A 24440-nucleotide genomic window follows, 5' to 3' on the forward strand; every position below is an offset into this window, starting at 1 on the left:
ATGAGCCCGGTGGAATACCGGGTTCATAGTGAAAAGTTGTAATAAAAACAGGTGTCCAAGTTTTGGGGTTCAGTGCATTTATCGTATCCCCGCCGTTTTGTATAGTTGTGTAACTATTATTACATAGAATGATTTTCAGGGATTTTTATGCCGTCTACCTCCGCAAGCACGGACTCGCTTTTACAACACCGCTCATTTGTCGCCTTCTGGATAGCTCGCGCGACCTCAAGCTTTGCTTTCCAGATGATCACCATCGCCGTGAGCTGGCAAATCTACTCACTGACGGGCAGCGCCTTCGACCTCGGGCTGATCGGGCTGGTGCAGTTTCTGCCTTCCGTCACGCTGGCGCTGGTTGCCGGACACATTGCCGACCAGTACGATCGCCGCCGCGTGGTGGTGATTGCGCAATTTGTTGAAGTGCTGGGCGTTGCCGCGCTTGCCGTGTTAACCCTCACGGGCAATGTCAACGAGCTGGTGGTGCTCGGGCTGGTGTTTATCACCTCCGTAGCGAAGGCGATGGAAGGGCCGTCGCTGCTCTCAATGCTGCCCGCGTTGGTGCCGCCGAAGGTTTTGCCACGCGCGATGGCGGCCAACAGCGTTGCTGGACAGGCTGCCGCGATGGTCGGACCCGCGCTTGGCGGCGTGCTGTACATTGCCGGTGCCGACGTGGTTTATGCTATCTGCGCCTTGCTCTATTTGACCTCCGTAATCATGGTCAGTCGTCTACGTTACGAGCAGGCTCCGCCGCGCCGCGTACCGGCAACCTTCAAAACGCTGTTCGCGGGCATCAGTTTTATTCGTAATCGCCCCGACGTGCTCGGCGTAATCTCTCTGGATCTCTTCGCCGTGCTGCTCGGTGGTGCCACGGCGCTGCTGCCGATTTTTGCCCACGATATTCTGCACACCGGCCCCTGGGGTCTCGGCATTCTGCGCGGTGCGCCTGCCGTCGGTGCGCTGTTAGTCGGCTTCTGGCTCTCACGCCGCGCACTGACCCGCAATGTCGGGATGATCATGTTCGCTTCCGTGGCCGGTTTTGGCGTCGCAACATTGGTATTTGCGCTTTCCAGCACCCTGTGGCTGTCGATTCTGGCGCTGTTCGCGCTCGGCGGCTTTGATATGGTCAGCATGGTTATTCGCGGCTCGCTGGTGCAGCTCGATACGCCAGACGACATGCGCGGTCGCGTTAGCGCCGTAAACTCCATCTTTATCAATACCTCCAACCAGCTTGGCGAGTTCGAGTCGGGAATGCTGGCCGCGTGGATGGGTGCCGTTCCAGCCGCCGCGCTGGGGGGTATCGGGACGCTGGTGGTTGTCGCGCTATGGATGAAAATGTTCCCGGGGCTGCGTCGTCGTCAGCGTTTGGAAAACGATCCGCCGATTGCCGAAAAAGCAGCGTGATCGCTTGAACACCTTTAAGTTAATGAAGACTTATAAGTTAATGAACAACAGCCGCCTGAAAATGCTGGGTGCGGGCTGTTTCAGCCTCGGCGGATTGCAATATTTGCTGGCCGAGAAAATCACCGCGCTCGGCTGGCAAGCGCCGGTTTATCGTTACAGTCAAAATTACATCAGCGACCTCGGCATTGCCCTGTGCGGCGCGACGGCGGACGGGCGGGAAATTTGCTCGCCGCTGCACGCGGTAATGAATTTAGGCTTCGCGATAGAAGGCGTGCTGTTTTTCATCGCCTGCTGGCTGCTGCGTTCGCTCTTTAGCGGCGCATTGCGCGGCGTGTTTTTGGCAACCGGCCTGATTCACGCCGTCGGTGGCGTGATGATCGCGCTGTTCCACAGCGGCGGCGCAAGTTCGGGCATCACGCTGCATCAAGTTGGCGCCGTGATGGCGATTGCCGGGGGCAACCTTTGCTTAATCAGCGCGGGCTGGATTTTACGCCATCGACGAATTTACGGGTCGTTAAGCCTGCTGGCGGGGATTTTCGGACTGGTCAGCATGGCGTTGATTAACAGCGGATATTTCCCGATTGGCCTCATCGAACGCGCCTCGGTTTACCCGATCACCTGCTGGCAAATCCTCACCGGCTTTTACCTGCTTGCCGGCTTTTACATGCGCACCGAGTTAGGGCGGGGCAATTAATCCCGCGGCATGCGCTCTGCAATCCAGTCTCTTAAAGCCTGCACGTTCGGGTCCATCGCCTTGTCGTGAGGGGTCACAAAGTAGTAGTTTCCGCCGGGCAGCTGTGGCTCAAAAGGCACGGTCAGCATGCCTTTTTCGATAAAATCGGCGGCCAGTAAACGGCTGACGATCGCCACGCCTTGACCCGCAATCGCCGCCTGAATAGCGTGGGTTTCATCGGTAAATCGCAGCCCCGCGCCAATATTCAAGTCCGTCGGACCATGCAATCGCTGCCAGTGTGCCCAGTCTGGCGCAGGCTGTGGCACGTGGCGATTTTCGACGTGGAACAGAGTCATCAGGGGCAAATCTTCTCGCTGCGTCAATTCCAAGCTCGGGCTGGCGACCAGCACAAAGCTGTCTTCAAACAGCAGCGTTGAGTCCAGCCGCTTATCCGGCGTCATGCTGTAGCGAATCGCGACATCAACCGAATCCCGCTCCAAATCCACCAGCTCGACGCTGGTATGCAGCCGTAAATCCAGCGTGGGCAGCGCCGTTTTCAATGCCGCGAGCCGAGGCACAAGCCAATGGGTCAGGAAGTTTGAGGTGGTACTCAAGGTCAGCGCAGGCGGCAGTTGGGCGCGGTGAATGGCGTTAACCGCCTGCTGTAGCTCGCCAAAAGCGCGCTGGGTCGACTGCTGAAGCCGCGCGCCCGCTTCAGTTAAAATAACTTCACGCGCGCTGCGGATGAATACGGCGGTGTTTAAAGCCTCTTCTAGCACTCTGATTTGGTGACTAATGGCCGTCGGCGTCACGCCAATCTCCTCGGCGGCACGTTTGAAACTGCCACAGCGGGCGACGGCGTCAAAGGCTTTTAAGGATCCGAGCGGCGGCAGGCGTTTATCGTGCATGATGAGTTATTTTCATCCTTGGCTGAAATCTATGACTTTGCCAGCCCTGATAGGGCGGCGTTAAGCTGACTCTATCATGTCGAGGCGATGAATTTAAGTTATCCGCCTTCGACGTTCACAACCGTTGGAGCCGATATGAGTCTCTTCATTGAACCAAAGATAGTTAAGTCAAAAACGCGGATGCAGGAAAAAGCGCGGGATAATGCGTCATGGCTGAGTAAAATTTCGGCCGCGTTAGGAAGTTTGGCGTTGATAAGTTTGCTGTGTGCACTGGCAAGCTGTGCGAGAAAGGGGTTGGATAATCCATTAACGCATACCGCTAACGGCGTGGCTGCCGTATTGATAACCCTGTTGATAATTAATGAAAAATATAGCCCTACGCCACTGCTGGCAAAGGGATTACGCGTTCAACCTCAGACCATCGCCGCCGAGTTTATTGCCACTTTTTATGCTGCCAGCAGTGGCTGCGGGCTGATTTTACTGATGATGCAGCATCCGTTTTATGGCTTAACAATGCTGTTTTTGACGGCGGCGCTGGCCTTTTGGGCTGGCACGAAATTATCCAGAGGTAATGAAACAGCGCTTGGATACGTTTTACAATTTGGCTTAATCAGCGGCGTGGCGGGGCTTGGCCTGCAATATCATGACGCGGCCGCATCGGCGTATTTGACCACCGTTTTAATGGGCCTGAATCATGGCGTGATCCTCTCCACGCTGTGGCAAACGCTGCATAAAGTCACTGCGCCAGCGTGGCGTAAAACCGCCAGAAAAGTCAGTGTTATCATGCTAGTTAGCGGGTTTACTGGCTCATTGGGTATCGTGGCGATTATTTTCAGTCGGGCTCCTCTCGGCGAGGGCTTCACTTGCGCATTCGGGCTGCTGACGGTATTTTCACTGTGCGCCTGGCTGGCGGGATCGCTAGTCGATTCGGCTTAAGCGCTCTTTTCATTTCAAAACCTAACCTATGGATAAATCATGTCTCCAACAGACAATCTCTTTGCTACCGTTTTTGACACCCTGATTGTCGAGCAACGGGAAGGCGGCGTGGCGCAGGTGACGTTAAATCGTCCGCAGGCGCACAACGCCTATAATGCCGACATGGTGGCCGAGTTGGGGCAGGTGATTGAATCGATAGAACAAACGCCTCACATTAATGTCGTGATTCTAACGGGGGCAGGCGAAAAAACCTTTTGCGCAGGGGCCGATTTGCAGGAGGCGTGGGTCGATGGCGGAAGCGGTTTGCGTAATCGCCACGGCGGCTTTAATCCGCTTCATTTAGTGCCGCGCCGCAAAGTGTGGATCGCCGCGCTCAATGGTCACGCTTACGGCGGAGGTTTCGAGATGGCGCTGCACTGTGATCTGATTATTGCTGAATCTGGCGTATGCCTCTCGTTACCCGAAACGCGCCACAGCTTACTACCCGTCGGCGGTGGTATCAGCCAGCTAGCGAAAATGCTGCCCGCGCCGCTAATCAAAGAGCTTATTTTTACCGCCGCCCCACTGACAGCGCAGCGTGCGGCCAGCCTTGGGGTGATCAATCAGGTGGTCGAACGCGCAGAACTCTTACCCGCCGCGATAAATCTGGCCGCCCGAATTAACCGCAGTGCGCCGCTGGCGGTGCAGGCCGCCAACGCGCTGATTGATCAGGCGATTTATGGCGATGCGCAAGATTTTACCGTGGCCGCTGAAAGGGAATTAAACACGCTGCAACAAAGCGATGATATAAAAGAAAGCGCGCTGGCCTTTCAGCAAAAGCGTCTGCCCGTGTGGAAAGGGCGCTGATGTTCGCCAAATATTTTAAAACAAAGGGCGCTCGGAAGCGCCCTTGTCAGTCTTTTGAATCTGATTAATAACGCTACCCGCTTTTACTGCCGCAGTTTTTCCCTCAGATCTTTAACATCTTCGGCTGAAACCGCCGTAGCCGCGTTGCCCCAGCTGTTGCGAATAAAAGTCACCACGTTAGCTACGTCGGCGTCGCTGAGATTGCCACCAAATGACGGCATGCCCGGCGCGGTTGGCGCGGCGTCGGTATCGACCGGACGACTGCCCGCCAGCACCACGTGAATCAGTGAGGTCGCATTTGCGCTATTAATCAACGGCGAATCGGCGAGTCGTGGGAACAGGCCCTGTTGACCCGTACCGTTTGGCGTATGACAGGCGGAACACCGGTCGGCATAAATCGCCTTGCCGGCCTTCATGCTGCTGTCATCGGCTTTTATCGGCTCCGGTGCCTGCGCGCCGCTGTCGTGACCGCTCTCTTTTAAATATACCGCCACGGCTTTCAGGTCAGCATCGGTCCAGCGCTGCGACGAATTTTTCACCTCTTCCGCCATCGGGCCGGTCGCCATGTCATAGCGATTACTGCCCGTTTTCAGGTAAGAGGTAATATCTTCAAGCGTCCATTTGCCGAGGCCAGTGTGATTATTGGTGGTGATATCCGGTGCCATCCAGCCTTCCACCACGCCGCCTTGCAGAAACTCACTGTTTTTATCGCCGCCCAGCAGATTTTTCGGGGTATGGCAGGTGCCGCAGTGCCCCAAACCGGCCACAATATAGGCGCCGTGATTCCATTCCACCGACTTTTTAGGATCCGGCTGATATTCGCCCTGGGTAAAGTTTATCCAGTTCCAGCCAATTAAGCTGGTACGAATATTGAACGGGAAGGGCAGCTGGTTGGATTGCACCGTGTTATGCACCGGCTGCAAACTCTGTAAATATTCCCAAATCGCCCGATTGTCCTCTTTGGTGACCTTGGTGTAGGCAGTAAACGGCATCGCGCCGTAAAGCCTCACGCCTTCGTGGCCGACGCCCTGCGACATCGCGCGCTGGAAGTCGTCGAAGGTCCATTTACCGATCCCCGTGTCGGGATCCGGCGTGATGTTCGCCCCCATCAACAGGCCAAACGGCGTTTCAATGGCTACGCCGCCCGCGTAAGGTTTGCTGCCCTGCACGCCCGACGTGTGGCAGGCCGCGCAATCGCCGAGCGTCGCGAGATAACGCCCGCGTTCGATAGAAGAGTAGTCGCCGTCGCCACCCGCGTGGGCCAGCGAACTGACCGCCAGCGCCAGTAATCCGAGCGAAAATGAGGTCAGTTTTTTCATACGATCATCTCCCCCGGGTTTTTCATGTAACGTTCGCGAATGGCTTCTGCGGCCTTGAACGCCAGCGCGCCCACGGTGCCGGTCGGGTTATAGCCCGGATTTTGCGGAAAGGCGGAGGCGCCAACTACAAACAGATTCGGCACGTCCCAGACCTGAAGATATTTATTAACCGAGCTGGTGGAAGGATCCGCGCCCATCACAAAGCCGCCGCACACGTGCGAAGACTGATAAGGCGTGCCGTTCCAGTGCCCTTTGGTCGGATTTTCGACATACTGACGCGGATTCATCGCCTTGGCGATTTCGCCCACTTTGCCGGTGCAATAGGCCGCCATCTTCAAATCATTCTGTGGGAAATCAAAGGTGACGCGCAGCAGCGGGCGGCCAAGCGGATCTTTATAGGTCGGGTCCAGCGAGAGATAGTTGGTGCGAATCGTGTAGCTGCTAGCCTCGCAGCCAATCGACATGCTGCTCAAATAATTTTTAACCGTCGCCTGTTTCCACTCCTTGCCCCACTTCGGCGTGCCGGGCGGCACTGGACGATAGCCGATGGGCGCGGCACCGATTGGCGTGACGCGAATACTGCCGCCGCCGAAGAAACCTAGCCCGCTGTGGTCGAAGTTGTCATTGTTATATTCGTCGATCCCCATGCCGACCGCGCCTGCGCCGATAAACGGGTTGAAGTTTTTATCGTCGAAGAACAGCTGAACGCCGTTGGCGGTCTGGTAGGCGTAATTTCGGCCCGTGGTGCCGGTGTTGCTGACCGGATCGTAGGGTTTGCCGATGCCCGAGAGCAGCATCAGGCGCACATTTTCAAAGGTGTAGGCACTGACGACCACCAGATCGGCCGGTTGCTCCCATTCGTCGCCGGAGGAGTCGATGTAAATCACGCCGGTGGCGCGTTTCCCCGTTGAGTCCATCACCACTTTCATCACTTCACAGCTGGTGCGGGCTTCGAAATTATCCTTGCGAATCAACACGGGAAGGACAGTGGTAATGGCGCTGGCTTTGGAATAGTTGGCACAGCCGTAGTTGGTGCAAAAGCCGCAGAAGGTGCACGGGCCCATTTTGATGCCCAGCGCATTGGTATAGGCTTCGGAAATCAGCGAAGACGGCACCGGAAACGCCTTGTAGCCCATGTTGCGCGCAGCTTCGGCAAACAGCGTCGGGCCGTAAGGTTGATCAAGCGGGCGGGTTGGATATTCAATCGAGCGCATGCCTTCGAACGGATTGCCGCCTTCACGATGCTCGCCGTTAACATTTGAAGCTCTGCCCGAAACGCCTGCCAGCCGCTCGAAAGAGGCGTAATGCGGCTCCATTTCACTCCAGTCAGTGCCCCAGTCTTGCAGCACCAGCTCTTCAGGCATCTCTTTCGCACCATATTTTTCAAGCAGATAACTGCGCAGGCGGAACTCGTTAGGCTGGAAGCGGAAGGTGATCCCCGCCCAGTGATTGCCCGCGCCGCCGGTGCCGTTTCCGGGGTGGAAAGAGCCCCATTCGCGCATGGGCAGGGCGGTTTGCGACGGATTGTTGCGGATAGTGATAGTATTTTGCCGGTTGCGTAACATCAGCTCTTCGCGGGTGTTATAACGCAGCTCGTCGGTAACGGTTGCCACGTTGAAATCACGCGCCGTATCGCGCCACGGTCCGCGTTCAATCGCCACCACGTCGAGTCCGGCTTCGGTCAGTTCATGGGCAATAATTGATCCGGCCCAGCCGAGACCAATCACGACCACGTCGGTCTTGGGGAGTTTCTTCGCCATGTTAAATCAGCCCTTAGCTTTTTGACATCTTCCACGCATCGCCACCGGAGATGCTGAGAGGTTCGAGATCCAGTTTCTGGTTGTGCTTGCCAATGTGCTCGCGGTAGTCGTAACGCGCGCCCGGAAAACCGAGCATTCTCCACGACACCATGTTGCGATTACCGCCATAAATCGGGTCGGCGAAGAAACCTTCCTGGGTGTTTTTCAGCAAAATAGTGAAAAACATTTTCGAATCGATGCGATTTTTAAAGCTGGGTGAATCCAGCGCGATTTTGCCGCTCTCAAGGCCAGACAAGATCTCGTCCTGCTGGTCGCCGGTCAGATCCTTAAACGATTTTTTAAAGCTTTGCTGGGTATATTCTTCCAACGCGGCGAGGCCGATGCGATAGCGCTGGCGCGGCACCAAGGGCGATTGGTCACCCTGTTCCGGCGTGCCGGGCTGGAAAGGGCCCTGCATATAAAGTCGGTCATAGTTGCCGTAAAAGCCGGCCAGCTGGCGGTCGATGAATACCGCGCAACCTGCGTCTTTGCCACCCACGGAGAGGTCATCGGCGGGGACAATTCGGTCAACGATGGCTTCAATCGCCGCCGCTTCTGCTTCATTAAAAAATACCCAGCCTTCGGTCTCGATTTGCGGCGGTGGGCTGCTGTCGAACGGACTCCACGCGGGCGTGCCCTTTAAATTCACGGCCTGTGCGGCTTTGGCTGCGCCCAACACCGCCGTGGCGGCAGAAAACGACAAAATTTGTCGCCGAGTGATGCCCGGTAAAGTCTTTTTGTTCCCAAGCTGGGACTTTTTGCTTTCAGGCAAAAGTTTTTTAGTCATAAAGCTCCCCTGATTTTAATTCGTTTTAATGGCGCATTCAGATAGGGATCACGAGTGTTGACGTCAAAAGGTGGAAACGAAATCTAACGACCTGACTTGATAATGAAGTCAGTCGGATGGCGTTAAATCTCAGTGTTGCCAAGCAAGCATAGAATATAAAGATATGTAAATGAAACTCATAGTTTGTTGAATATATGTAAGTAAAATGTTTTTTTAAAGGTGTCTTATCCGCTATTTTTCGTATAAAGCCATAGGGAGTGTAGGGTGAAATCTCGGTAAAAATCCCTGCTAATGATAGGGTTACGTGAGGTGAAGAGAATAAGGATTTAGCGGAAAACCGTCTGTTTTAGTTACCTACTTGTTGCCTAAATATGCGGCTAAAAAGCACACGAATTGCACCAAAATTTGGCGTCTTCTATTGGCCTCAACTAGCTTTCAACGTCTTTTAACGAGCTTGCCACGCTAATTTGCCCCAAAACTTGAAATTCTACTCTCGTTCGGTAAGATCACACTTCGATGGCAAAATGTGTGGATTATGACGAACGTCACAGAAAAATTTTCCATTTTAAGTATTAAGAAGATTTATCCTTCAGCGCTCGCTTTAGGTGTGGTCTTCGCCTGTGCCTGTTATTCGCATAATGCCCACGCGCTGGTCACGGATGCTGCGCTCACCCTGAATCCGGGAATCAACTATTCGGCCTCTGCCTCGGCCAGCAATTCTCTATTTAACAGCCCGCCAGCGACGAATAATCCAAACGCCTTGCCCGATTTGGGCAGTTCGTTGAATAACGGACAGAACTCGCAGACGCAGGCGCTGGAAACCAAGGTAGCGACAACCCTCAAACAGTTTGGTGAAAGCACCACGGACGATCCGCTGCGTGATCAGGCCGAAGAGTTGGCGTTGCAACAGGCCGCGCGAGTGGTGAAACAGAAAACCTCAACGCTGCTGTCGCCGCTTGGCACGACCACGATGAATTTTGATGTCACGGGACGTAATCTCGACGGCAGTTCGGCCTCGCTGCTGAGCCCGCTGTACACGACCTCTTCATTGCTGACTTACAGCCAGATTGGCATTCAGCATCTTGATGATGCCGATGTGGGTAATTTTGGGCTGGGACAGCGCTGGTCGCGCGGTGCGTGGATGCTGGGTTACAACGCGTTTCTCGACGATGATTTTGTTAGCGAATTAAAGCGCGGCAGCGTGGGCGCGGAAGCGTGGACCGATTATCTACACCTTTCGGCCAACTACTATCAGCCGATTTCCGGTTTTCATCCGCAGTCTTACGGCTCGGCCACTATGCGCCGTATGGCGGCAGGCTACGATATTCGCTCGCGCGCCTATTTACCTTTCTATCGACAAATTGGCGCGACGCTGAGCTATGAACAGTATCGCGGCGATCGCGTCGACCTGTTTGGTGATGGCAACTACCAGAGCAATCCTTCCGCGCTCTCTTTGGGCGTCAACTACACGCCAGTGCCGCTGTTTACCGTCAGTGCCGAGCGCCAGCAGGGACAAAGCGGCGACAATCAGGATGTCGTGCAACTTTCTTTAACCTACAAGCTGGGCGTGCCGCTGAGCCAGCAGCTGTCGTCTGATTACGTTGCCGAAAGCCATTCGCTGCGCGGCAGCCGTTTTGATGCCGTGGACCGCAACAATATTCCGGTGCTTGAGTATCGTCAGCGCAAAACGCTGTCGGTATTTTTGGCCACGCCGCCGTGGACGCTGCAACCGGGCGAAAGTCTGCCGCTTAAGCTGGATGTTCGCGCGGTTAACAAGCTCGATGCGCTGAGCTGGCAGGGCGATACTCAGGCGTTAAGTTTAACCTCGGCTAAAAATAATAACGATCCGGATGGCTGGACGGTGATAGTACCGAAATGGGACGACACGCCGGGCGCAAGCAACAGTTATCGCCTGTCGGTGACCGCCGTCGACAGCAAGCAGCAACACGTCACTTCAAACTGGATAACCTTGACCGTCGCCGCGCCGCTTGACGCACAACCCCAGCAACCCGCGCTGAGTTTTAACACTTCCCCGAATGCCAATTACTGAAAACGACGCCAATAACTGATTTTTACCTGAAAGTTTTCAGAGTTATTTGTGATAACGGCTTAAAGGTGACGCACGGTTTAGTTTTGTTGCCGATACTTTCCAGTAAATGGTGTTAACGCTGATGGCCTTGCAGCATCCACACGGCCGCTTCAACCCGCGATTTCAGCTGCATCTTCTTCAATAGATGTTTGACGTGAACCTTTACCGTGCTTTCGGTGATATTTAGCCGACGAGCAATCATCTTGTTGGGCAAACCTTCGGCAATCAGCTTGATAATATCGCGCTCGCGCGGCGTTAATGATTCAAGCGTGCGAACGCCCGTGGGCTTGGTTTCACGCAGGTTGGCGGCAAGAAGCGGCGTGAGTTCGGCACTTAACACCATCTTGCCCGACGCGGCCTGACGCAGCGCCACCAGCAAATCTTCCGGCTCCATATCCTTCAATAAATAGCCGTCGGCCCCGCGTTTAAAGGCGTTCACCACATCCTGCTCATTATTTGACACGCTAAACACCACCACGCGACCCGAGAGCGGCGTTTGGCGCAAAATATCCAGCGTATCGAGGCCGTGTAAACCGGGCATGTTGAGATCCAGCAGGATCAGGTCAGGATCAAGCCGTTTAGCCCATTCCACACCCTGTTCGCCGCTGCTGGCTTCGCCAATGACCTTTAGACTCGGGTCGAGGGCAATCAGCTGCTTAACGCCGTTGCGCAACATCGGGTGATCGTCAATCAGTAAAATGGTCGCGGGCGTCACATCGTTCATGCGGATTCCTTGGGGGTGAGAGGCTCTAAACTTGGGTGAAAACGCACGCCAAGGCGGGTGCCACCGCCAGCGGCTGGGGTAACAGAACACTCGCCGTGCAGGCTGCGTGCGCGGTCTTGCATAATCATCAGTCCGTAATGATTCTGCCGCAGCGCGTTTTCAGGCAGGCCGCAACCGTTGTCGATTATCTGCATTTCCACCTCGCCATCGTGATTTTTAAGACTCAAGCTCACGCGGCTGGCCTGCGCGTGTTTATAGATATTATTGAGTGCTTCACGGGCAATTTGCAGCAAATGTACGCCCTGATGGGCGGCAACCAGACCCGGCGGCAGCTGGTAATCAAAATGGATGCAGACGCCAATGCGGCGAGAGAATTCATCCACCGTATTTTGTAATGCGGCGCGTAGCCCGGGCGTGTCGAGCTTGAGCCTAAAGGTGGTCAACAGTTCGCGAAGCTGGCGATAGGCGGTATTTAGCTCCTCGCGCATTTGCTTGATAAGCAGGTTATTTTCGTCGTTCAACGGCGGATTTTGCATTTGCAGGCAGGCAACCTGAATTTTCAGGCAGGAGAGCGATTGCGCCAGCGAATCGTGCAGCTCGCGGGCAATCGTCGAACGCTCCTCCATCAGCATCAACTGCTGCTGGTTATCCGTTTGCCGTTCCAGCGTCAGCGCACCGGCCAGCTGTTCGAGCAGCATGCTGACCAACTGCTGGTGATCTTCGGAGAGCGGCTGCTCCAGCGGACGCTGCGCCAACAGCAAACCGTAATACTCCTCGCCATCGCGTAAACGCCAGCTTAGCGCGTCAACGTGTTGCCCGGCAGTGGGTTTATCGATAGGCGCTGGCTGAGAGGCAATTTCGTGGAAAACCTCATCACTTTGCGTGTCATACAGCCGCAGCTGCACCTCGCGCAAAGGGGTCAGCTGCTGCAACTCCTGCAATACGGGCGGCAATTTCTGACCCAGAGGCTGGCTGGTGTGCAGCCGCTGGCTGGCACGATAGAGAAAATCGAGAGTCTGGTTTTTATCGCTCAGACTGGCAGTTTTCTCATCGACCAATTTTGCAAGGTTTTCAACCCGTTGCGCCAGCGCCTGCGACAGCGTGTCGAGCGATTCGCCGAGCCGGTCCATCTCATTTTGCGCCGTGGCGTGCGGGCGGTAACGCTGGCTGAAATCGCCCTGAGTAATCGCCTCGGCCTGCAACAGCAGCTGACGCCAAGGCTGGTGCAGGCGTAAACGCAAAAAATAGACCGTCAGCAGCAGCACCAGGAGCGTCATCACCACGCCGATGATTTGAATCGCGCTGATCAACGTTAAATGGCGCTCGGTTTTTTGGTCCAACGCGGCGACCAGCTCGTCGAGCCGCGTGACGAATTCGACCACGGCGGGCTTGGCCTTTTGAGCGTTATCCGCTTGTAATAACAGCGGTTTCAATATGTGTAGCCAGTCATCTTGCAGCGCACGATACTGGGGCTGCAACCCTTCGCGGCGCACGGCGTCGAGCAGTTCCTGACTGTTTTGCTCATCTTCAATCTGCCGCAGATAGCCTTGATCCGAGGCGTTCAACGGCAGCTCGACCAGCAGGCGATAGCTCTGCATGCGCAGCGATCCGGCCTTGTTAATCGCGTGCGCGTTGCCCTGAATACTTTGCGCCATCCACGAGGCCATGCTCATGCCGCCGATGCCTAACAGGCCGGAAAGCAGCATCAGCAGGGTGATTTGTTTAACCAGTGACAGTCGATTCAATGCAGTTTTGATCGCGAATTCCTCTTGGCGCGCCAAACGGGTGACGCATTCTTTCTCATCAACGAGATGAACCCTATACCCATAAAGTATTAGTTAAAGAAATAGTTGAACAGCGGTTGATGCACATCAACATCCGTCTGGCCCGCGCTGCATAAGGTGCAGGCCTCATAAGATGACATTAACAGGTTGAGGCAACAATGACGGATTCACTCGCCACGCACGGGCAAAAATCGCCACGCGTAATTAAAGATTGGCGGCCCGAAGAGGCCGAATTTTGGCAGCAGCGCGGCAAGAAGATTGCGCGCCGTAATCTGTGGATTTCGGTGCCTTGCCTGCTGCTCGGATTCTGCGTGTGGATGCTGTTTAGCGCCGTCGCGGTGAACCTCAACAAGGTCGGCTTTGCGTTTTCCACCGAGCAACTCTTTATGCTGACCGCTATTCCGTCGGTGTCGGGCGCACTGCTCCGCGTGCCTTACTCGTTCATGATCCCGCTGTTTGGCGGACGCCGCTGGACCGCCATCAGCACGCTGTTTCTTGTCATCCCCTGCCTGTGGCTCGGCTTTGTGGTGCAAAACAGCGCCACGCCGTTTTCGACCTTTCTGATTATTGCCTTGCTCTGCGGCTTTGGCGGCGCAAACTTTGCTTCGAGTATGTCAAACATCAGCTTCTTTTTTCCCAAAGCCAGACAGGGCGCAGCGCTCGGCATCAATGGCGGTTTGGGTAATCTGGGCGTCAGCGTGATGCAGCTGGTAGCGCCGTTAGCCATTGCTTTTGCCTTGTTCGATTTCTTTGGTAGCCAAGGCCATTCACTGAGCAACGGACAGCTGCTGGCCGACGGAAAAATGCTCTGGCTGCAAAACGCGGCCTGGATCTGGCTGCCGTTCCTGCTGGTCGCGACGCTCGCGGCATGGTTCAGCATGAATGACATTGCCTCGTCGAAAGCCTCGATTCGCCAGCAGCTGCCCATCCTAAAGCGCGGGGATTTGTGGATCATGAGCCTGCTTTATCTGGCGGCGTTCGGGTCATTTATCGGCTTTTCTGCGGGTTTTGCGGTGTTAACCAAAACCCAGTTTCCGGCGGTGGAGATTATGCATTACGCCTTCTTCGGCCCGTTTATTGGCGCGCTGGCGCGATCCTTTGGTGGGATGCTGTCAGACAAGCTCGGCGGCGTACGGGTCACGCTGGTCAACTATATGATGATGGCCGGATTCGCCGCGCTGCTGTTTCTCACCTTGCCGGTTAACGGGCAGGGCGGCAACTTTATTGCCTTCTTCGGACTGTTTATGGCGCTGTTCCTGACCGCCGGTCTGGGCAGTGGCTCGACCTATCAGATGATCGCGCTGATTTTCCGCCAGACCACGGCCGAACGCGCGTTGGCGGCGGGAAAATCGCCCGAGCAGGCGCAGCGTGAGGCGGTTACGGACACGGCGGCGGCGCTTGGTTTTATCTCTTCCATTGGGGCGATTGGCGGCTTTTTCATCCCGCAGGCGTTTGGTTTATCGCTCGCATTAACGGGTTCACCGGCGGGTGCGATGAAGGTTTTTCTGCTGTTTTATCTCGTTTGTGCGGCAGTGACTTTTTGCATCTATGGGCGCAAAAAGGGGGCGCAAAAGGCTAATAAAGCGCTATAAATGGCCCAATAAGGAGATTTCGGCAGGAAATTGCCCCGTCGTCCATACTGTTTACAAGGTTATTGCTATTCACAGTATTTAACGACAGCGGGAGCACTATGTTTACCCATCGACTCGTCTTTCCGGCCAGCGTGCTGCGCGGCCGTGGCGCGATTAATCATTTGGGCGCGATGTGCGGACGCCTCGGGCAGCGCGCGCTGCTGGTGGGCGGGAAACGCGGTATCGCCAGCGTGGAGGCGCGGGTCGCGGATCAGCTCGATCAGCAGATGGTCAGCTATCTCGGCCATGAAGTTCTGGACGGACCCTGCTGTGAAGAGGCGATAAACAAACTCGCCGAGAGCCTTAAACGTCACGGCGTCGAGGTGCTGATTGCCACCGGCGGCGGTAGAGCGCTGGATACCGCCAAGGCGGCGGGCGTGCGCTGTAATATTCCTGTCGTCACGTTGCCAAGTATCGCCAGCACCTGTTCTGCGGTCACGCCGCTGACGTTTCGTTATCATCCAAACGGACAGTTTCGCGACATGTTTCCACTGGCTTACGGCCCGGCCGCCGTGGTGATCGATGCCGATTTGTTAGCGACCGCGCCGCTGAACGGACTTTCCGCGGGGTTGGGCGACACGCTGGCAAAGTGGTACGAATATCGGGCGATTAGTGACATCAATCAGCTTTCGGGGTTGTCGGGCGTGGCGCGCACCAACAGCGAGCTGTGTTTTACGCTAATTCAACATTACGCCGCCGATGCCTGTCTTGCCGTGCGCCAAGGTCAGGCCAATATGGCGTTGGAGCAGGTCCTTGACGCCATTTTTCTCTACGCCGGACTGACCTCAATTATGAGCAGCGGCGCGCATACCGGCGCTGCTCACGCGCTGTATGGCGGCTTTACCGCCTGTGAAAAAACGCGGCAGGTGGCGCACGGTTTGCTGGTGGGTTACGGAAATCTTTGTTTGTTGGCGCTGGAAAACCGCCCGGATAACGAACTGTTGGCCGCGTTGGAATTGGCCCGCACCTGTGATATTCCCGTGGCGTTGGCGCAGCTCTCGCCGTCGCTGAATGAAGCAGATATTCAACTTATTGTGGCGCAAAGTCTTAAGGTCGCTGACATGGCGAACATGCCGTTTGAAATCACTCAACGGCAGCTAAGGAGCGCGATAGAAAGAGTTGACAAATTGAGTGCGGATGATCGTTTTGTGATACTTACAGATGATACAAGTCAATAAATACTCAAATCCAAACTATTATCCTCTCTCTACTAAACAGGGAGGAGTGGAATGTTGAATGTCACAGCAGCGGGTCATACTTTATATGGCTGGGTATACGGGAATGATGCCAATCAAAACAGTAATAATCGAAAAATAATCGAATCGATAAAAGGTATTAATAGCTCACCAGTAGAAATGACGCGGCTAACCTCAGAGAATGATATTTCCCTGCCAATGGCGATGACCAAAGGCCTCAATAAAGAAACTATTATTAACGTTACGGAAGATGTTCAGCATAAGGAAACTCAGGCCTGCCTCACGCCATTGAATCGCAAGCGTTGGGTCAACGCCTGTCTGGGATTTCTAGCGATAGGCAGCTTAACGGCCGGGTGGATGCTTACCCAACATTATGATTTCCCGAGTCATTCAGCAAGGGATTCGCTTTCAGCTGCGGATAGTGCGCTGCATCCTAATGATGGCAGTCTATTTGATTTAGGGATGAATCGCGGCTATTCAGGGAGTATTGAAGCGAAGCAGAATGTCGGTAACTGGATGGCGAACAATCCGTATTATCCCGGATAATTTTGTCTTACCCACGACTTTTTTATAAACACGACTTTTGTATCAATAATCACGTTATCGCCAATCCGTGGCGATAATCGGGGGAAGCGCTGAAATAAATGTCGAAATATAGCTAAAGCGGCAATATTAAAGCGTGTGAATATCGATACCATCGCCAATATTGCTGCTCTGGTAATAAGCACGCGGCACTTCAACCTGATATTGCTGGTCGCCATAGGCAACTTCCAGAATATATTTTTCATTATCATAGGTTTCGATCGGGATAAAACCGAAGAACCCTTCAGCGACGCAGACATTGCGCGAAGAAGGCACCGCGTAGCGATGAATAATCTGCGCTCTCAGCGGCTGCTGTTTGCCGGTAATGTGGTTCCAGACTTGGTTGACGGGTTGCGACAGGGTGTTCAGCACGCCTGCGGCCAGCGAGTTCAGATCGTTTAGATTGGTTTTCAGCGCGGAGGCTGAATACCAGGCTGTGCGATCGTCAGTTTTGCGTGTCGTCATGTATGTACCTCGTGACAGTCTCGTTGGTCTCTGTATCGTTTATGTAGGTCGTTATAAGAACGTTCTCTTTATAACTAATTCAACACTACCCCTTATAACTATATTTTTCTGTCGCTGAGGTCCAATCTTTTTTTCGACTAAGTTAAGCCAAAGCAGGGCATTTCGCCGATGATTTGCCTGCTATCGAGCGCTAATTTCAGGGGTTTTAAAGGAGAAAAGCTTAACGAGACGGGACACGCCGACGTTTTTCGGCCAGCAGCAGCGGGCAGGAGGAGCACATTGCCACGTCCGTCAGCTCGTAGCGCAAACAGCATTGGCGGCGAAAGAGTGGGCTTTCGGGGTCGCACGGATTTTCGGGGCGTAGAGGCTGAAACAGCGGATTCTTGCGGCCGGCCGACAGTTCACGGGCTTCAACCAGCGCCGTGCCTTCGCGAATATCGGCGTTGATCAATTCCGCCTGCTGAATTCCCCAGCCGACGCGCACCGCCGCGTTGCCCCAGTAAATGCCGGGTTTGAGGCCTGAAACAGCCGCCATCGCCTGACACACGGGCCGTAGGTGACTTTCGATCATTTCTTCAAAACGATAAAAGGGCGCATCTGGCTGCGCGATAAAAGCCTCGCCTTCACCTTGCAGGTAAATCTGGCACGGCAATCCCTCTTCTTGCAGGCTCAAAAACAGCTTGTCTGGATGAATCGGCAACTGCCAGTTATGGCTCAGCGAAATAATCACCCAGCTCGGCAACAGGTTAGCGAAATACCACTGCGACCACATCGAGATCCGCGCGCGGCGTTTTTCAGGCTGGCTGGCGTCATCGGCATGAACGCGCAGATACTGTTGCAGCAGGCTGGCGCAGCCCTCTTCGGTGGCGAGCAGGCTTAGCGGCAGCGCATCGGTAATCGTGTCGCTCATTGGACGAAACTGATCGCCAACCCAGGGGATCGGGCCATCGCGGAAACTGTCGAAGAGTGTTTGCATCATTTCAATGGTCTTTGAATCAATAAACAAGTTGCCCAATCAGAAGAGGCGTCAGAGTAGCAAATCCGCAGCGAAATAATAATTATTTCTATTTAATGAGGCATCGATTGCTAAGCGATTATTAACGGAAAGAATGATTCGGGCGGGCGATGCGCGACGTTGAAAGCGCGCATCGCATTTGGGCATGTAACAAGGTACTTAACAGTCAAATAACAAAAACAGAGCCGATTAGAGCAGATTGGCCTGCTGCAAAATCTGTTTAACCTTGGCTTTTTTCTCTTCCGCTAACGGCTGGGCAGGGCGCAAAGAGTGAACCTGCACGTCAACGCCGACCAGCTGAATGGCGTATTTGATGACGTTATAGAACGGCGTGTCCAGCGCGTAAAGCGGCGGCAACCAAGAGAGTCGCTGCTGCAACGCCACGGCCTGCTCCAGATTTTGCTCCTGCCACGCCTGATAAATTCCGCAGGTCAGCTCGGGCGCAAAATTGGCGCTAGCGGGTATTGAACCCGCGCCGCCTAAAATTAGCGTGCCAAACAGGTATTCGTCATAACCGGCAAACACGGCGAAATCAGGGCGAACCGGCAGCACGGCCTGAATGGTCTCGCGTATATGATTTAAACTGTCGACGGTATCTTTTAATCCGACAATATTCGGATATTTTTCGGCTAAACGTTTGATGACATCCACTGGAATCGACTGGCCCGTCAGCGCCGGGAAATTATAAATAATGATCGGCAGCGCCAAGTTTTCGGCTAAATAGCTGTAATGCAGATAGATATTTTCTTCGGCCAGCGGGTTATAAAACGGATTGACCACCACCACGCCGTCGGCGCCCACGCTTTTGGCATGCTTTGCAAAACTCAACGTCGCTTCAGTGCCGGAATGCGCCGCGCCAATCAGCACCGGCACGCGTTTATCGACGTAGGCAGTGCAGAAAGTCGCGACCTCATGACGCAGCGCGTCGGACATATGGGCAAATTCTCCTGCGCTGCCAAGGAAAAACAGGCCGTTAACGCCACCGGCGATAGTAAAATCGATCAGACGTTTCATCGCCTCTTTATCGAGCTGTTCGTCGGCATTGAGCAGAGTCGGAACCGGCGGGATGATGCCGTGGAACAAAGTCGTGGTCATGGGCGTTCTCCGGGGTAGCTAGGAAGAGGTCAAAAGAAAAACGTCGTTCATTTATAGAACGACGTTTCATTTTTATAAATAGCAGGGAGAGAATTACAGCGCTTTATCGCAAGAACTTGAAGCGCTGTCACATCTTGCGGCTTACATCACCAGCGCCTGACCGTCTTTGCGTGATTCAGTGCCTGCCAGATAATGACCTTCAGGATGACGAACAATCACCTGCGCGCCGCCGAAGTTGTGACCCTGTAACGGATCTTCCACCAGCAGTTCGTGGCCCATGGCGCGCAGTGCGGCGAGAGTATTGGTGTCGAGCGTCGATTCGATAGCAACCTGACGACCCGCAATCACCCGCCAGCGCGGCGCGTCGATCGCGGCCTGTGGATTTTGTCCGTAAAGCATCACGCGGATGGCAAGTTGCAAATGACCCTGCGCCTGCATCGGCCCGCCCATTAAACCAAATGACATCAACGGCTTGCCGTCGGCGTCGGTGGCAAAGGCCGGAATAATGGTGTGCAGCGGGCGCTTGTTCGGCGCAACGCAGTTGGCGTGCGCGGGGTCGAGCACGAAGCCATAGCCACGATTCTGCATGCTGATCCCCGTGCCTGGCACCACTACGCCCGAGCCGAAGCCCATGTAATTCGATTGAATAAACGACACCATCATGCCGCTGGCGTCGGCGGTGGTCAGATAAACGGTGCCGCTCTGTTTTGGCGAGCCGTAGGTCACGTCGCTGGCGCGTTTCGGGTCAATCAAATCGGCACGCTGCTGCAAATAGTCGTCGCTTAACAGCAGCTCGGGGCTGAAATGCATGTGATCGACGTCGGCGATGTGCTGGTCGAGGTCGGCGAGCGCCAGCTTCATCGCTTCGATCGACAGGTGAATTGTCTGCACTGAATCCACCGGCTGCGAGCCAAAATCGAGTTTTTCGAGGATGCCGAGCGCAATCAGCGTCGCGATGCCCTGACCGTTTGGCGGCAGCTCGTGTACTGTGCCACCCGCAAACGACTGGGTCATAGTTTCAATCCAGTCGACTTTGTGATTCGCAAGGTCATCCAGCATCATCGCGCCGCCATTTTCCTTGCAGTGGGCAATGATTTTTTCTGCCAGCTCGCCGCGATAAAAGGCTTCGCCTTCGGTTTTAGCGATCAGTTCCAGCGTGTCGGCCAGCGCAGGATTACGGAAGATTTCGCCGACTTCCGGTGCGACGCCGTGCGGGGCGAAACATTCGAGAAATCCGGGCTGATCTTTAAGCTTGGCGACGGCGATTTTCCACAAACGGCCAATCAGCGGCGAGACCGGAAACCCGTGGCGCGCGTAGTCGATAGCGGGCTGAGCCAGCGTGGTAAGCGGCAGGCTGCCGAATTTTTTAGCTAGCTCAACCCACGCGGAGACGGCGCCCGGCACGCTGACCGAATCCCAGCCGTACATCGGCATGGCGTCTTTATCGGCAAAATATTCTGCGTTCCACGCCGCCGGAGAACGGCCCGAGGCATTCAGCGCGTGCATCTCTTTGCCGTCCCACAAAATCGCAAACGCGTCGCTGCCCACGCCGTTGCCGCTGGGTTCAACGACGGTCAGTGCCATCGCGGTGGCGACGGCGGCATCCACGGCGTTGCCGCCCAGCATCAGCATCTTCATGCCAGCCTGTGCGGCCAGCGGCTGTGAGGCAGAAACGGCGTTCGCGCCCATCATGCTCGGACGCAGAGTCGGATAACCCACGTTAAAATCGTAAGACTCGGACATACTCACTCCTGTAAATGAAAACCCTGTCATTCATTGATCACGTAAAGGCTTTTTCGGCCTCGAAGCTAATCGGCACGCGGGTCCAGCGCATCGCGCAGACCATCGCCCAGTAAGTTAAAACCCTGCACGGCGAGAAAAATTGCCAAACCCGGGAACAGTGACATCCACGGCGATTGCTCGAGGAAACTGCGCGCCGTGTTTAGCATGGCGCCCCACGAGGCGAAAGGCGGCTGCTGGCCAAGCCCTAAAAACGACAGGCTGGCTTCGGTTATAATCGCCGAGGCAATCGCCAGCGTCGCCTGCACCACGATCGGCGACATCACGTTCGGTAAAATGTATTTAATAATAATCCAGCGATCGGGCAGACCAATCGCCCGCGCGCCTTCTATATACTCTTCGTTGCGGATATTCATCACCTGCGCACGGGTCAGGCGGGCAAAAATCGGCATCGCCGAGAGCCCGATAGCAATCATCGCATTGCCCAGACTCGGGCCGAGGAAGGCACCCAGCGCAATCGCCAGCACCAGAAACGGGCAGGAAAGCATCGCTTCTATTACCCGCGAAATCACGCTGTCGATCCAGCCCTGCCAATAACCGGCCAGCAGGCCAAGCGGCACGCCAATGACAATCGCGATAATCACCGACACGCAGCCCGCCATCAGCGAGGTGCGCGCGCCCCAAAACAGACGCGACAGAATATCGCGGCCCAGCTCGTCGGTGCCTAGCCAATGCAGCGCAGAGGGCGCTTTACGCACCGCCATAAAATCAGCCTTGATCGGATCGAACGGCGAAATCCACGGCGCAAGCAGCGCGAGTATCGCAAAAACTATCACAATCACCGCGCCAATTACCGCGCTTTTGTTGCGCAAAAATTTGCTAAGGACGCGACTAGATTGTCTAACGCTCGGCGTTTGAATGGTCGGTAAAACAGCCTGGCTCATGTTATCCCCTCCGCATACGTGGATTGACCAGCACGTACAGCACGTCGGCCAGCAGATTCATCACCAAAAATCCGACCGCCACCACCATCACCACGCCCTGAACCACGGCGTAATCGCGATTAAAAACGGAATCGACGATCATCTTGCCGAAGCCGGGCACCGTGAACACCTGCTCGCACAGCACCGCTCCGCCCAGCAGCTCGCCGAACAGCAGGGTAGTGAGGGTGATAATCGGCACCAGCGCGTTGCGTAACGCGTGTTTAAAAATCACCTTTTTCGGCAACAGACCTTTGGCGCGCGCCGTGCGAATGTAATCGGCTTTAAGTACCGCAATCATCGCCGCCCGCGTGTGGCGCATCAGCGTGGCGGAGAGGCCGGTCCCGAGCACCGCGGCAGGCAGGATCATGGTGCGCAAATTTTGCAGCGGATTTTCCGAAAACGGCACATAACCGGAGGCGGGCAACCACTGCAATTTCACCGAAAAGAACATAATCAGCAACACGCCCAGCCAGAAATGCGGCACCGAAATGCCTGACAGCGCGACAAAATTGGCCCCGTTGTCAATCCAGGTGCCTTTATTTACCGCCGCCACGATGCCCATGCCGATGCCAATAATCAGCGCAATCAGCATCGCCCACAGCGACAGCTCCAGCGTTACCGGCAGTTTGCTGGCGATCAGCTGCAACACTGGCTCCTGCGTGCGCAGCGAAATACCGAAATCGCCGTGCAGCGCATTGCCGACCCAGTGAAAATACTGGCTCGGGATCGGGTCATCGAGATGATATTCCGCCCGCAGCTGGGCAATCACCGCCGGATCGCGCTCTTCACCGGCCATCGCGGTAATCGGGTCGCCCGGCAGCAATTTTTGCAGCGAAAACACCATCAGCGTGACCAGAAACAGCGTCGGCACGGCAGAAATCAGACGTTTAACTATTAACTCAAGCATCGTGGCCCCTTTTTAGTCCTGTCGCTCGCCTATTACTGCGTCAGCGAAACGCCCTGCAAACGAATCAGGCCGTCTGGATACGGCGTAAAGCCGGTAACTTTCTTGCTCATGCCGAAAATGCGCGGCTCGAAATAGAGATACACCAGCGGCTGATCGATGTTCTCCTGCTCGACCACTTTTTTATACAGCGCCTTGCGTTGCTCGACGTCGCTGGTTTGACGCGCGCTTAACAACCACTGATCCACCTGTGGATTGCTGTATCGCCCATCGTTTAACGCGCCTTTACTGGCGAGGAACGAATAAATGCTGCCATCAGGATCCGGACGGCCCGACCAGCCCGACATGGAGAGCTGGAAATCGCCGCGCTGCTGTTTATCGAGCAGGGTCGCAAACTCGGTCATTTGCAGATTCAAATTGATGCCGGCTTCGCTCACCATCGCCTGTAGCACCTGGGCCACCTGCTGCGAGGTCGGATTGTTGGCGACCAGCAGGTCAATATTCAGCGGCGTTTTCACTCCGGCTTCGGCCAATAGCGCCTTGGCTTTTTCAATATTTCGCGCGGCAATCGGCAGGTCGACGTGATAAGGGCTGACCGGCGAAAATGCCTGATTTGACGGCGTATATTGCCCCTGGAACACCACCTGATTCAGCGCGTCACGGTCGATAGCCAGCGACAGCGCCTGACGCACTTTGGCCTCTTTCGCCAGCGCCGAGCCGGTATTTACGGTGCCGTTATTGGTATTCACCGTCAGGCCCATATAGCCCAAACCGGTGACCTTGGTCATCGCCAGTTTCGGATTACTTTGCAAAGTATTGACGTCGGTCGCGGCGATCCCTTCGGTGAGATCCAGATCTCCCGCCTGTAAATTGGCGAGGCGCACGGAGGCGTCAGGGATCGGCAGGAACACGACTTTGTCGAAATGATAGGCCGATTTATTCCAATACTGTTCGAAGCGCTTAAGCACGATGCGGTCCTGCTGCACGCGGCTGACGAACTCATACGGGCCTGAACAGACTGGATGCGCAGGGACATTGCCCTTGGCGGTCGCTTCAGGCGCCATCATCGCGCCAGCGCGGTCGGTCAGCTGCATTAACAGCGCGGCGTCTGGATTCTTCAGGTGCAGCTTGACGCTGTAAGGGCCGGTCACTTCCACCGAGTCGATAGAAGAAATTTCACTTTTACGCAGCGAGCCGGGCAGCGTCAGATAACGCTCGAGGTTATATTTCACCGCGTTGGCGTCAAACTTTTCGCCATCGTGGAACACCACGCCCTGACGCAGATTCATGCTCAGCGTTTTGCCGTCGTCGCTGTATTTCCAGTCAGTGGCTAAGCCGGGCACGATGGCCAGATGCTGGTCGACATCGACTAAACGATCGCACATTGCGCTGAACACAAAGCGGCCATAATAGGTGCGGGCGGTGGCCGGATCGAGCTGATCGGGATCGGCACCTAATCCAATGCGCAGGGTGCTTTCGGCGTGGGCAAAACCGGCCGTGCCTAACAGCAGCAAAGCGCTTAACGAAGCAGAGAGCCGAGGACGAAATTTCATGGCGTGATTCCTT

Annotated in this window: 21 protein-coding genes; 8 read left to right on the plus strand and 13 right to left on the minus strand. The window is 55.1% G+C overall.

The genetic code is table 11. The features are described from left to right. The first annotated feature begins 147 nt into the window (after nt 1–147). Both SC206_RS02500 and SC206_RS02505 read left to right on the plus strand, forming a co-directional pair. Nucleotides 148–1398 carry an MFS transporter gene (locus tag SC206_RS02500; RefSeq protein ID WP_332733881.1) on the plus strand — a complete coding sequence of 417 codons (1251 nt, stop codon included), beginning with the start codon at nt 148–150 and terminating at the stop codon, nt 1396–1398. Nucleotides 1399–1438: 40 nt separating this feature from the next. Further along, nucleotides 1439–2092: a DUF998 domain-containing protein gene (locus SC206_RS02505; protein WP_332733883.1), complete on the plus strand. Its 654-nt coding sequence runs from the start codon at nt 1439–1441 to the stop codon at nt 2090–2092. Here the strand turns inward: SC206_RS02505 and SC206_RS02510 are convergent. Beyond that, nucleotides 2089–2979, minus strand: a complete 891-nt coding sequence (locus SC206_RS02510; protein ID WP_332733885.1) for a LysR substrate-binding domain-containing protein — start codon at nt 2977–2979, stop codon at nt 2089–2091. The genes SC206_RS02505 and SC206_RS02510 overlap by 4 nt on opposite strands. Before the next feature lie 135 nt (nt 2980–3114). On the opposite strand from SC206_RS02510, the gene SC206_RS02515 reads away from it, so the two are divergent. After that, complete coding sequence (locus tag SC206_RS02515) at nt 3115–3915, plus strand: hypothetical protein (RefSeq protein ID WP_332733887.1); 801 nt, start codon at nt 3115–3117, stop codon at nt 3913–3915. Nucleotides 3916–3954: 39 nt separating this feature from the next. Further along, nucleotides 3955–4761: an enoyl-CoA hydratase/isomerase family protein gene (locus SC206_RS02520; protein WP_332733889.1), complete on the plus strand. Its 807-nt coding sequence runs from the start codon at nt 3955–3957 to the stop codon at nt 4759–4761. Between the two features lie 83 nt (nt 4762–4844). Here SC206_RS02520 and SC206_RS02525 read toward each other — a convergent pair whose 3' ends face one another. From SC206_RS02525 to SC206_RS02535, 3 genes are read right to left on the minus strand one after another with little or no spacing between them, the layout of a single operon-like run. Further along, a complete protein-coding gene (locus SC206_RS02525; RefSeq protein ID WP_332733891.1) occupies nt 4845–6080 on the minus strand; it encodes a cytochrome c in 1236 nt (411 codons plus the stop codon). Next, on the minus strand, nt 6077–7840 hold the full coding sequence (locus SC206_RS02530; RefSeq protein ID WP_332733893.1) for a GMC family oxidoreductase: 1764 nt from the start codon (nt 7838–7840) through the stop codon (nt 6077–6079). Before SC206_RS02530 ends, SC206_RS02525 begins: the two co-directional genes overlap by 4 nt. Before the next feature lie 13 nt (nt 7841–7853). Beyond that, nucleotides 7854–8666 carry a gluconate 2-dehydrogenase subunit 3 family protein gene (locus tag SC206_RS02535; RefSeq protein WP_332733895.1) on the minus strand — a complete coding sequence of 271 codons (813 nt, stop codon included), beginning with the start codon at nt 8664–8666 and terminating at the stop codon, nt 7854–7856. Nucleotides 8667–9201: 535 nt separating this feature from the next. Between SC206_RS02535 and SC206_RS02540 the strand changes: the two genes are divergently transcribed. Beyond that, nucleotides 9202–10716 carry a YchO/YchP family invasin gene (locus tag SC206_RS02540; protein ID WP_332733897.1) on the plus strand — a complete coding sequence of 505 codons (1515 nt, stop codon included), beginning with the start codon at nt 9202–9204 and terminating at the stop codon, nt 10714–10716. 112 nt (nt 10717–10828) lie between these two features. On the opposite strand, the gene narL is transcribed toward SC206_RS02540, so the two are convergent. Both narL and narX read right to left on the minus strand, forming a co-directional pair. Continuing rightward, on the minus strand, nt 10829–11479 hold the full coding sequence (gene narL / locus SC206_RS02545) for a two-component system response regulator NarL (protein ID WP_332733899.1): 651 nt from the start codon (nt 11477–11479) through the stop codon (nt 10829–10831). Next, nucleotides 11476–13185, minus strand: a complete 1710-nt coding sequence (gene narX / locus SC206_RS02550) for a nitrate/nitrite two-component system sensor histidine kinase NarX (RefSeq protein ID WP_332734109.1) — start codon at nt 13183–13185, stop codon at nt 11476–11478. Before narX ends, narL begins: the two co-directional genes overlap by 4 nt. Before the next feature lie 236 nt (nt 13186–13421). Between narX and SC206_RS02555 the strand changes: the two genes are divergently transcribed. The 3 genes from SC206_RS02555 to SC206_RS02565 all read left to right on the plus strand — a co-directional run bounded on the left by SC206_RS02555 (nt 13422) and on the right by SC206_RS02565 (nt 16636). Next, complete coding sequence (locus tag SC206_RS02555) at nt 13422–14855, plus strand: NarK family nitrate/nitrite MFS transporter (RefSeq protein ID WP_332733900.1); 1434 nt, start codon at nt 13422–13424, stop codon at nt 14853–14855. Between the two features lie 98 nt (nt 14856–14953). Beyond that, nucleotides 14954–16072 carry an iron-containing alcohol dehydrogenase family protein gene (locus tag SC206_RS02560; protein WP_332733901.1) on the plus strand — a complete coding sequence of 373 codons (1119 nt, stop codon included), beginning with the start codon at nt 14954–14956 and terminating at the stop codon, nt 16070–16072. A 51-nt stretch (nt 16073–16123) separates the two neighbouring features. Further along, a complete protein-coding gene (locus SC206_RS02565; protein WP_332733902.1) occupies nt 16124–16636 on the plus strand; it encodes a hypothetical protein in 513 nt (170 codons plus the stop codon). Nucleotides 16637–16762: 126 nt separating this feature from the next. Here SC206_RS02565 and SC206_RS02570 read toward each other — a convergent pair whose 3' ends face one another. The 7 genes from SC206_RS02570 to SC206_RS02600 all read right to left on the minus strand — a co-directional run bounded on the left by SC206_RS02570 (nt 16763) and on the right by SC206_RS02600 (nt 24427). Next, the gene (locus SC206_RS02570; protein WP_332733904.1) at nt 16763–17137 is read right to left on the minus strand and encodes a hypothetical protein; all 375 of its coding nucleotides are present in this window, start codon (nt 17135–17137) and stop codon (nt 16763–16765) included. Nucleotides 17138–17357: 220 nt separating this feature from the next. Then, nucleotides 17358–18116, minus strand: coding sequence for a siderophore-iron reductase FhuF (fhuF, locus tag SC206_RS02575; RefSeq protein ID WP_332733906.1), 759 nt, complete (start codon nt 18114–18116; stop codon nt 17358–17360). A 225-nt stretch (nt 18117–18341) separates the two neighbouring features. After that, nucleotides 18342–19247, minus strand: coding sequence for a dihydrodipicolinate synthase family protein (locus SC206_RS02580; protein ID WP_332733908.1), 906 nt, complete (start codon nt 19245–19247; stop codon nt 18342–18344). A gap of 141 nt (nt 19248–19388) precedes the next feature. After that, a complete protein-coding gene (locus SC206_RS02585; protein WP_332733910.1) occupies nt 19389–20990 on the minus strand; it encodes a gamma-glutamyltransferase family protein in 1602 nt (533 codons plus the stop codon). A 65-nt stretch (nt 20991–21055) separates the two neighbouring features. Beyond that, nucleotides 21056–21931, minus strand: coding sequence for an ABC transporter permease (locus SC206_RS02590; protein WP_332733912.1), 876 nt, complete (start codon nt 21929–21931; stop codon nt 21056–21058). Between the two features lies 1 nt (nt 21932). Continuing rightward, nucleotides 21933–22877: an ABC transporter permease gene (locus SC206_RS02595; protein WP_332733914.1), complete on the minus strand. Its 945-nt coding sequence runs from the start codon at nt 22875–22877 to the stop codon at nt 21933–21935. Between the two features lie 32 nt (nt 22878–22909). Beyond that, nucleotides 22910–24427 (minus strand): ABC transporter substrate-binding protein, encoded by a 1518-nt coding sequence (locus SC206_RS02600; RefSeq protein ID WP_332733916.1) that lies wholly within the window; start codon nt 24425–24427, stop codon nt 22910–22912. Between the last annotated feature and the right edge of the window lie 13 nt (nt 24428–24440).

Origin of the sequence: Rouxiella sp. T17 (assembly GCF_036663475.1) — a bacterium.
Lineage (GTDB): Bacteria > Pseudomonadota > Gammaproteobacteria > Enterobacterales > Enterobacteriaceae > Rouxiella.

Excerpts from the sequence above, each read along its gene's own strand:
- SC206_RS02500 (WP_332733881.1), top strand. The coding sequence starts at position 148 with ATGCCGTCTACCTCCGCAAGCACGGACTCGCTTTTACAACACCGCTCA.
- SC206_RS02505 (WP_332733883.1), top strand. The coding sequence starts at position 1,439 with ATGAACAACAGCCGCCTGAAAATGCTGGGTGCGGGCTGTTTCAGCCTC.
- SC206_RS02510 (WP_332733885.1), bottom strand. The coding sequence starts at position 2,979 with ATGCACGATAAACGCCTGCCGCCGCTCGGATCCTTAAAAGCCTTTGAC.
- SC206_RS02515 (WP_332733887.1), top strand. The coding sequence starts at position 3,115 with ATGAGTCTCTTCATTGAACCAAAGATAGTTAAGTCAAAAACGCGGATG.
- SC206_RS02520 (WP_332733889.1), top strand. The coding sequence starts at position 3,955 with ATGTCTCCAACAGACAATCTCTTTGCTACCGTTTTTGACACCCTGATT.
- SC206_RS02525 (WP_332733891.1), bottom strand. The coding sequence starts at position 6,080 with ATGAAAAAACTGACCTCATTTTCGCTCGGATTACTGGCGCTGGCGGTC.
- SC206_RS02530 (WP_332733893.1), bottom strand. The coding sequence starts at position 7,840 with ATGGCGAAGAAACTCCCCAAGACCGACGTGGTCGTGATTGGTCTCGGC.
- SC206_RS02535 (WP_332733895.1), bottom strand. The coding sequence starts at position 8,666 with ATGACTAAAAAACTTTTGCCTGAAAGCAAAAAGTCCCAGCTTGGGAAC.
- SC206_RS02540 (WP_332733897.1), top strand. The coding sequence starts at position 9,202 with ATGACGAACGTCACAGAAAAATTTTCCATTTTAAGTATTAAGAAGATT.
- narL (WP_332733899.1), bottom strand. The coding sequence starts at position 11,479 with ATGAACGATGTGACGCCCGCGACCATTTTACTGATTGACGATCACCCG.
- narX (WP_332734109.1), bottom strand. The coding sequence starts at position 13,185 with ATGCTGCTTTCCGGCCTGTTAGGCATCGGCGGCATGAGCATGGCCTCG.
- SC206_RS02555 (WP_332733900.1), top strand. The coding sequence starts at position 13,422 with ATGACGGATTCACTCGCCACGCACGGGCAAAAATCGCCACGCGTAATT.
- SC206_RS02560 (WP_332733901.1), top strand. The coding sequence starts at position 14,954 with ATGTTTACCCATCGACTCGTCTTTCCGGCCAGCGTGCTGCGCGGCCGT.
- SC206_RS02565 (WP_332733902.1), top strand. The coding sequence starts at position 16,124 with ATGTTGAATGTCACAGCAGCGGGTCATACTTTATATGGCTGGGTATAC.
- SC206_RS02570 (WP_332733904.1), bottom strand. The coding sequence starts at position 17,137 with ATGACGACACGCAAAACTGACGATCGCACAGCCTGGTATTCAGCCTCC.
- fhuF (WP_332733906.1), bottom strand. The coding sequence starts at position 18,116 with ATGATGCAAACACTCTTCGACAGTTTCCGCGATGGCCCGATCCCCTGG.
- SC206_RS02580 (WP_332733908.1), bottom strand. The coding sequence starts at position 19,247 with ATGACCACGACTTTGTTCCACGGCATCATCCCGCCGGTTCCGACTCTG.
- SC206_RS02585 (WP_332733910.1), bottom strand. The coding sequence starts at position 20,990 with ATGTCCGAGTCTTACGATTTTAACGTGGGTTATCCGACTCTGCGTCCG.
- SC206_RS02590 (WP_332733912.1), bottom strand. The coding sequence starts at position 21,931 with ATGAGCCAGGCTGTTTTACCGACCATTCAAACGCCGAGCGTTAGACAA.
- SC206_RS02595 (WP_332733914.1), bottom strand. The coding sequence starts at position 22,877 with ATGCTTGAGTTAATAGTTAAACGTCTGATTTCTGCCGTGCCGACGCTG.
- SC206_RS02600 (WP_332733916.1), bottom strand. The coding sequence starts at position 24,427 with ATGAAATTTCGTCCTCGGCTCTCTGCTTCGTTAAGCGCTTTGCTGCTG.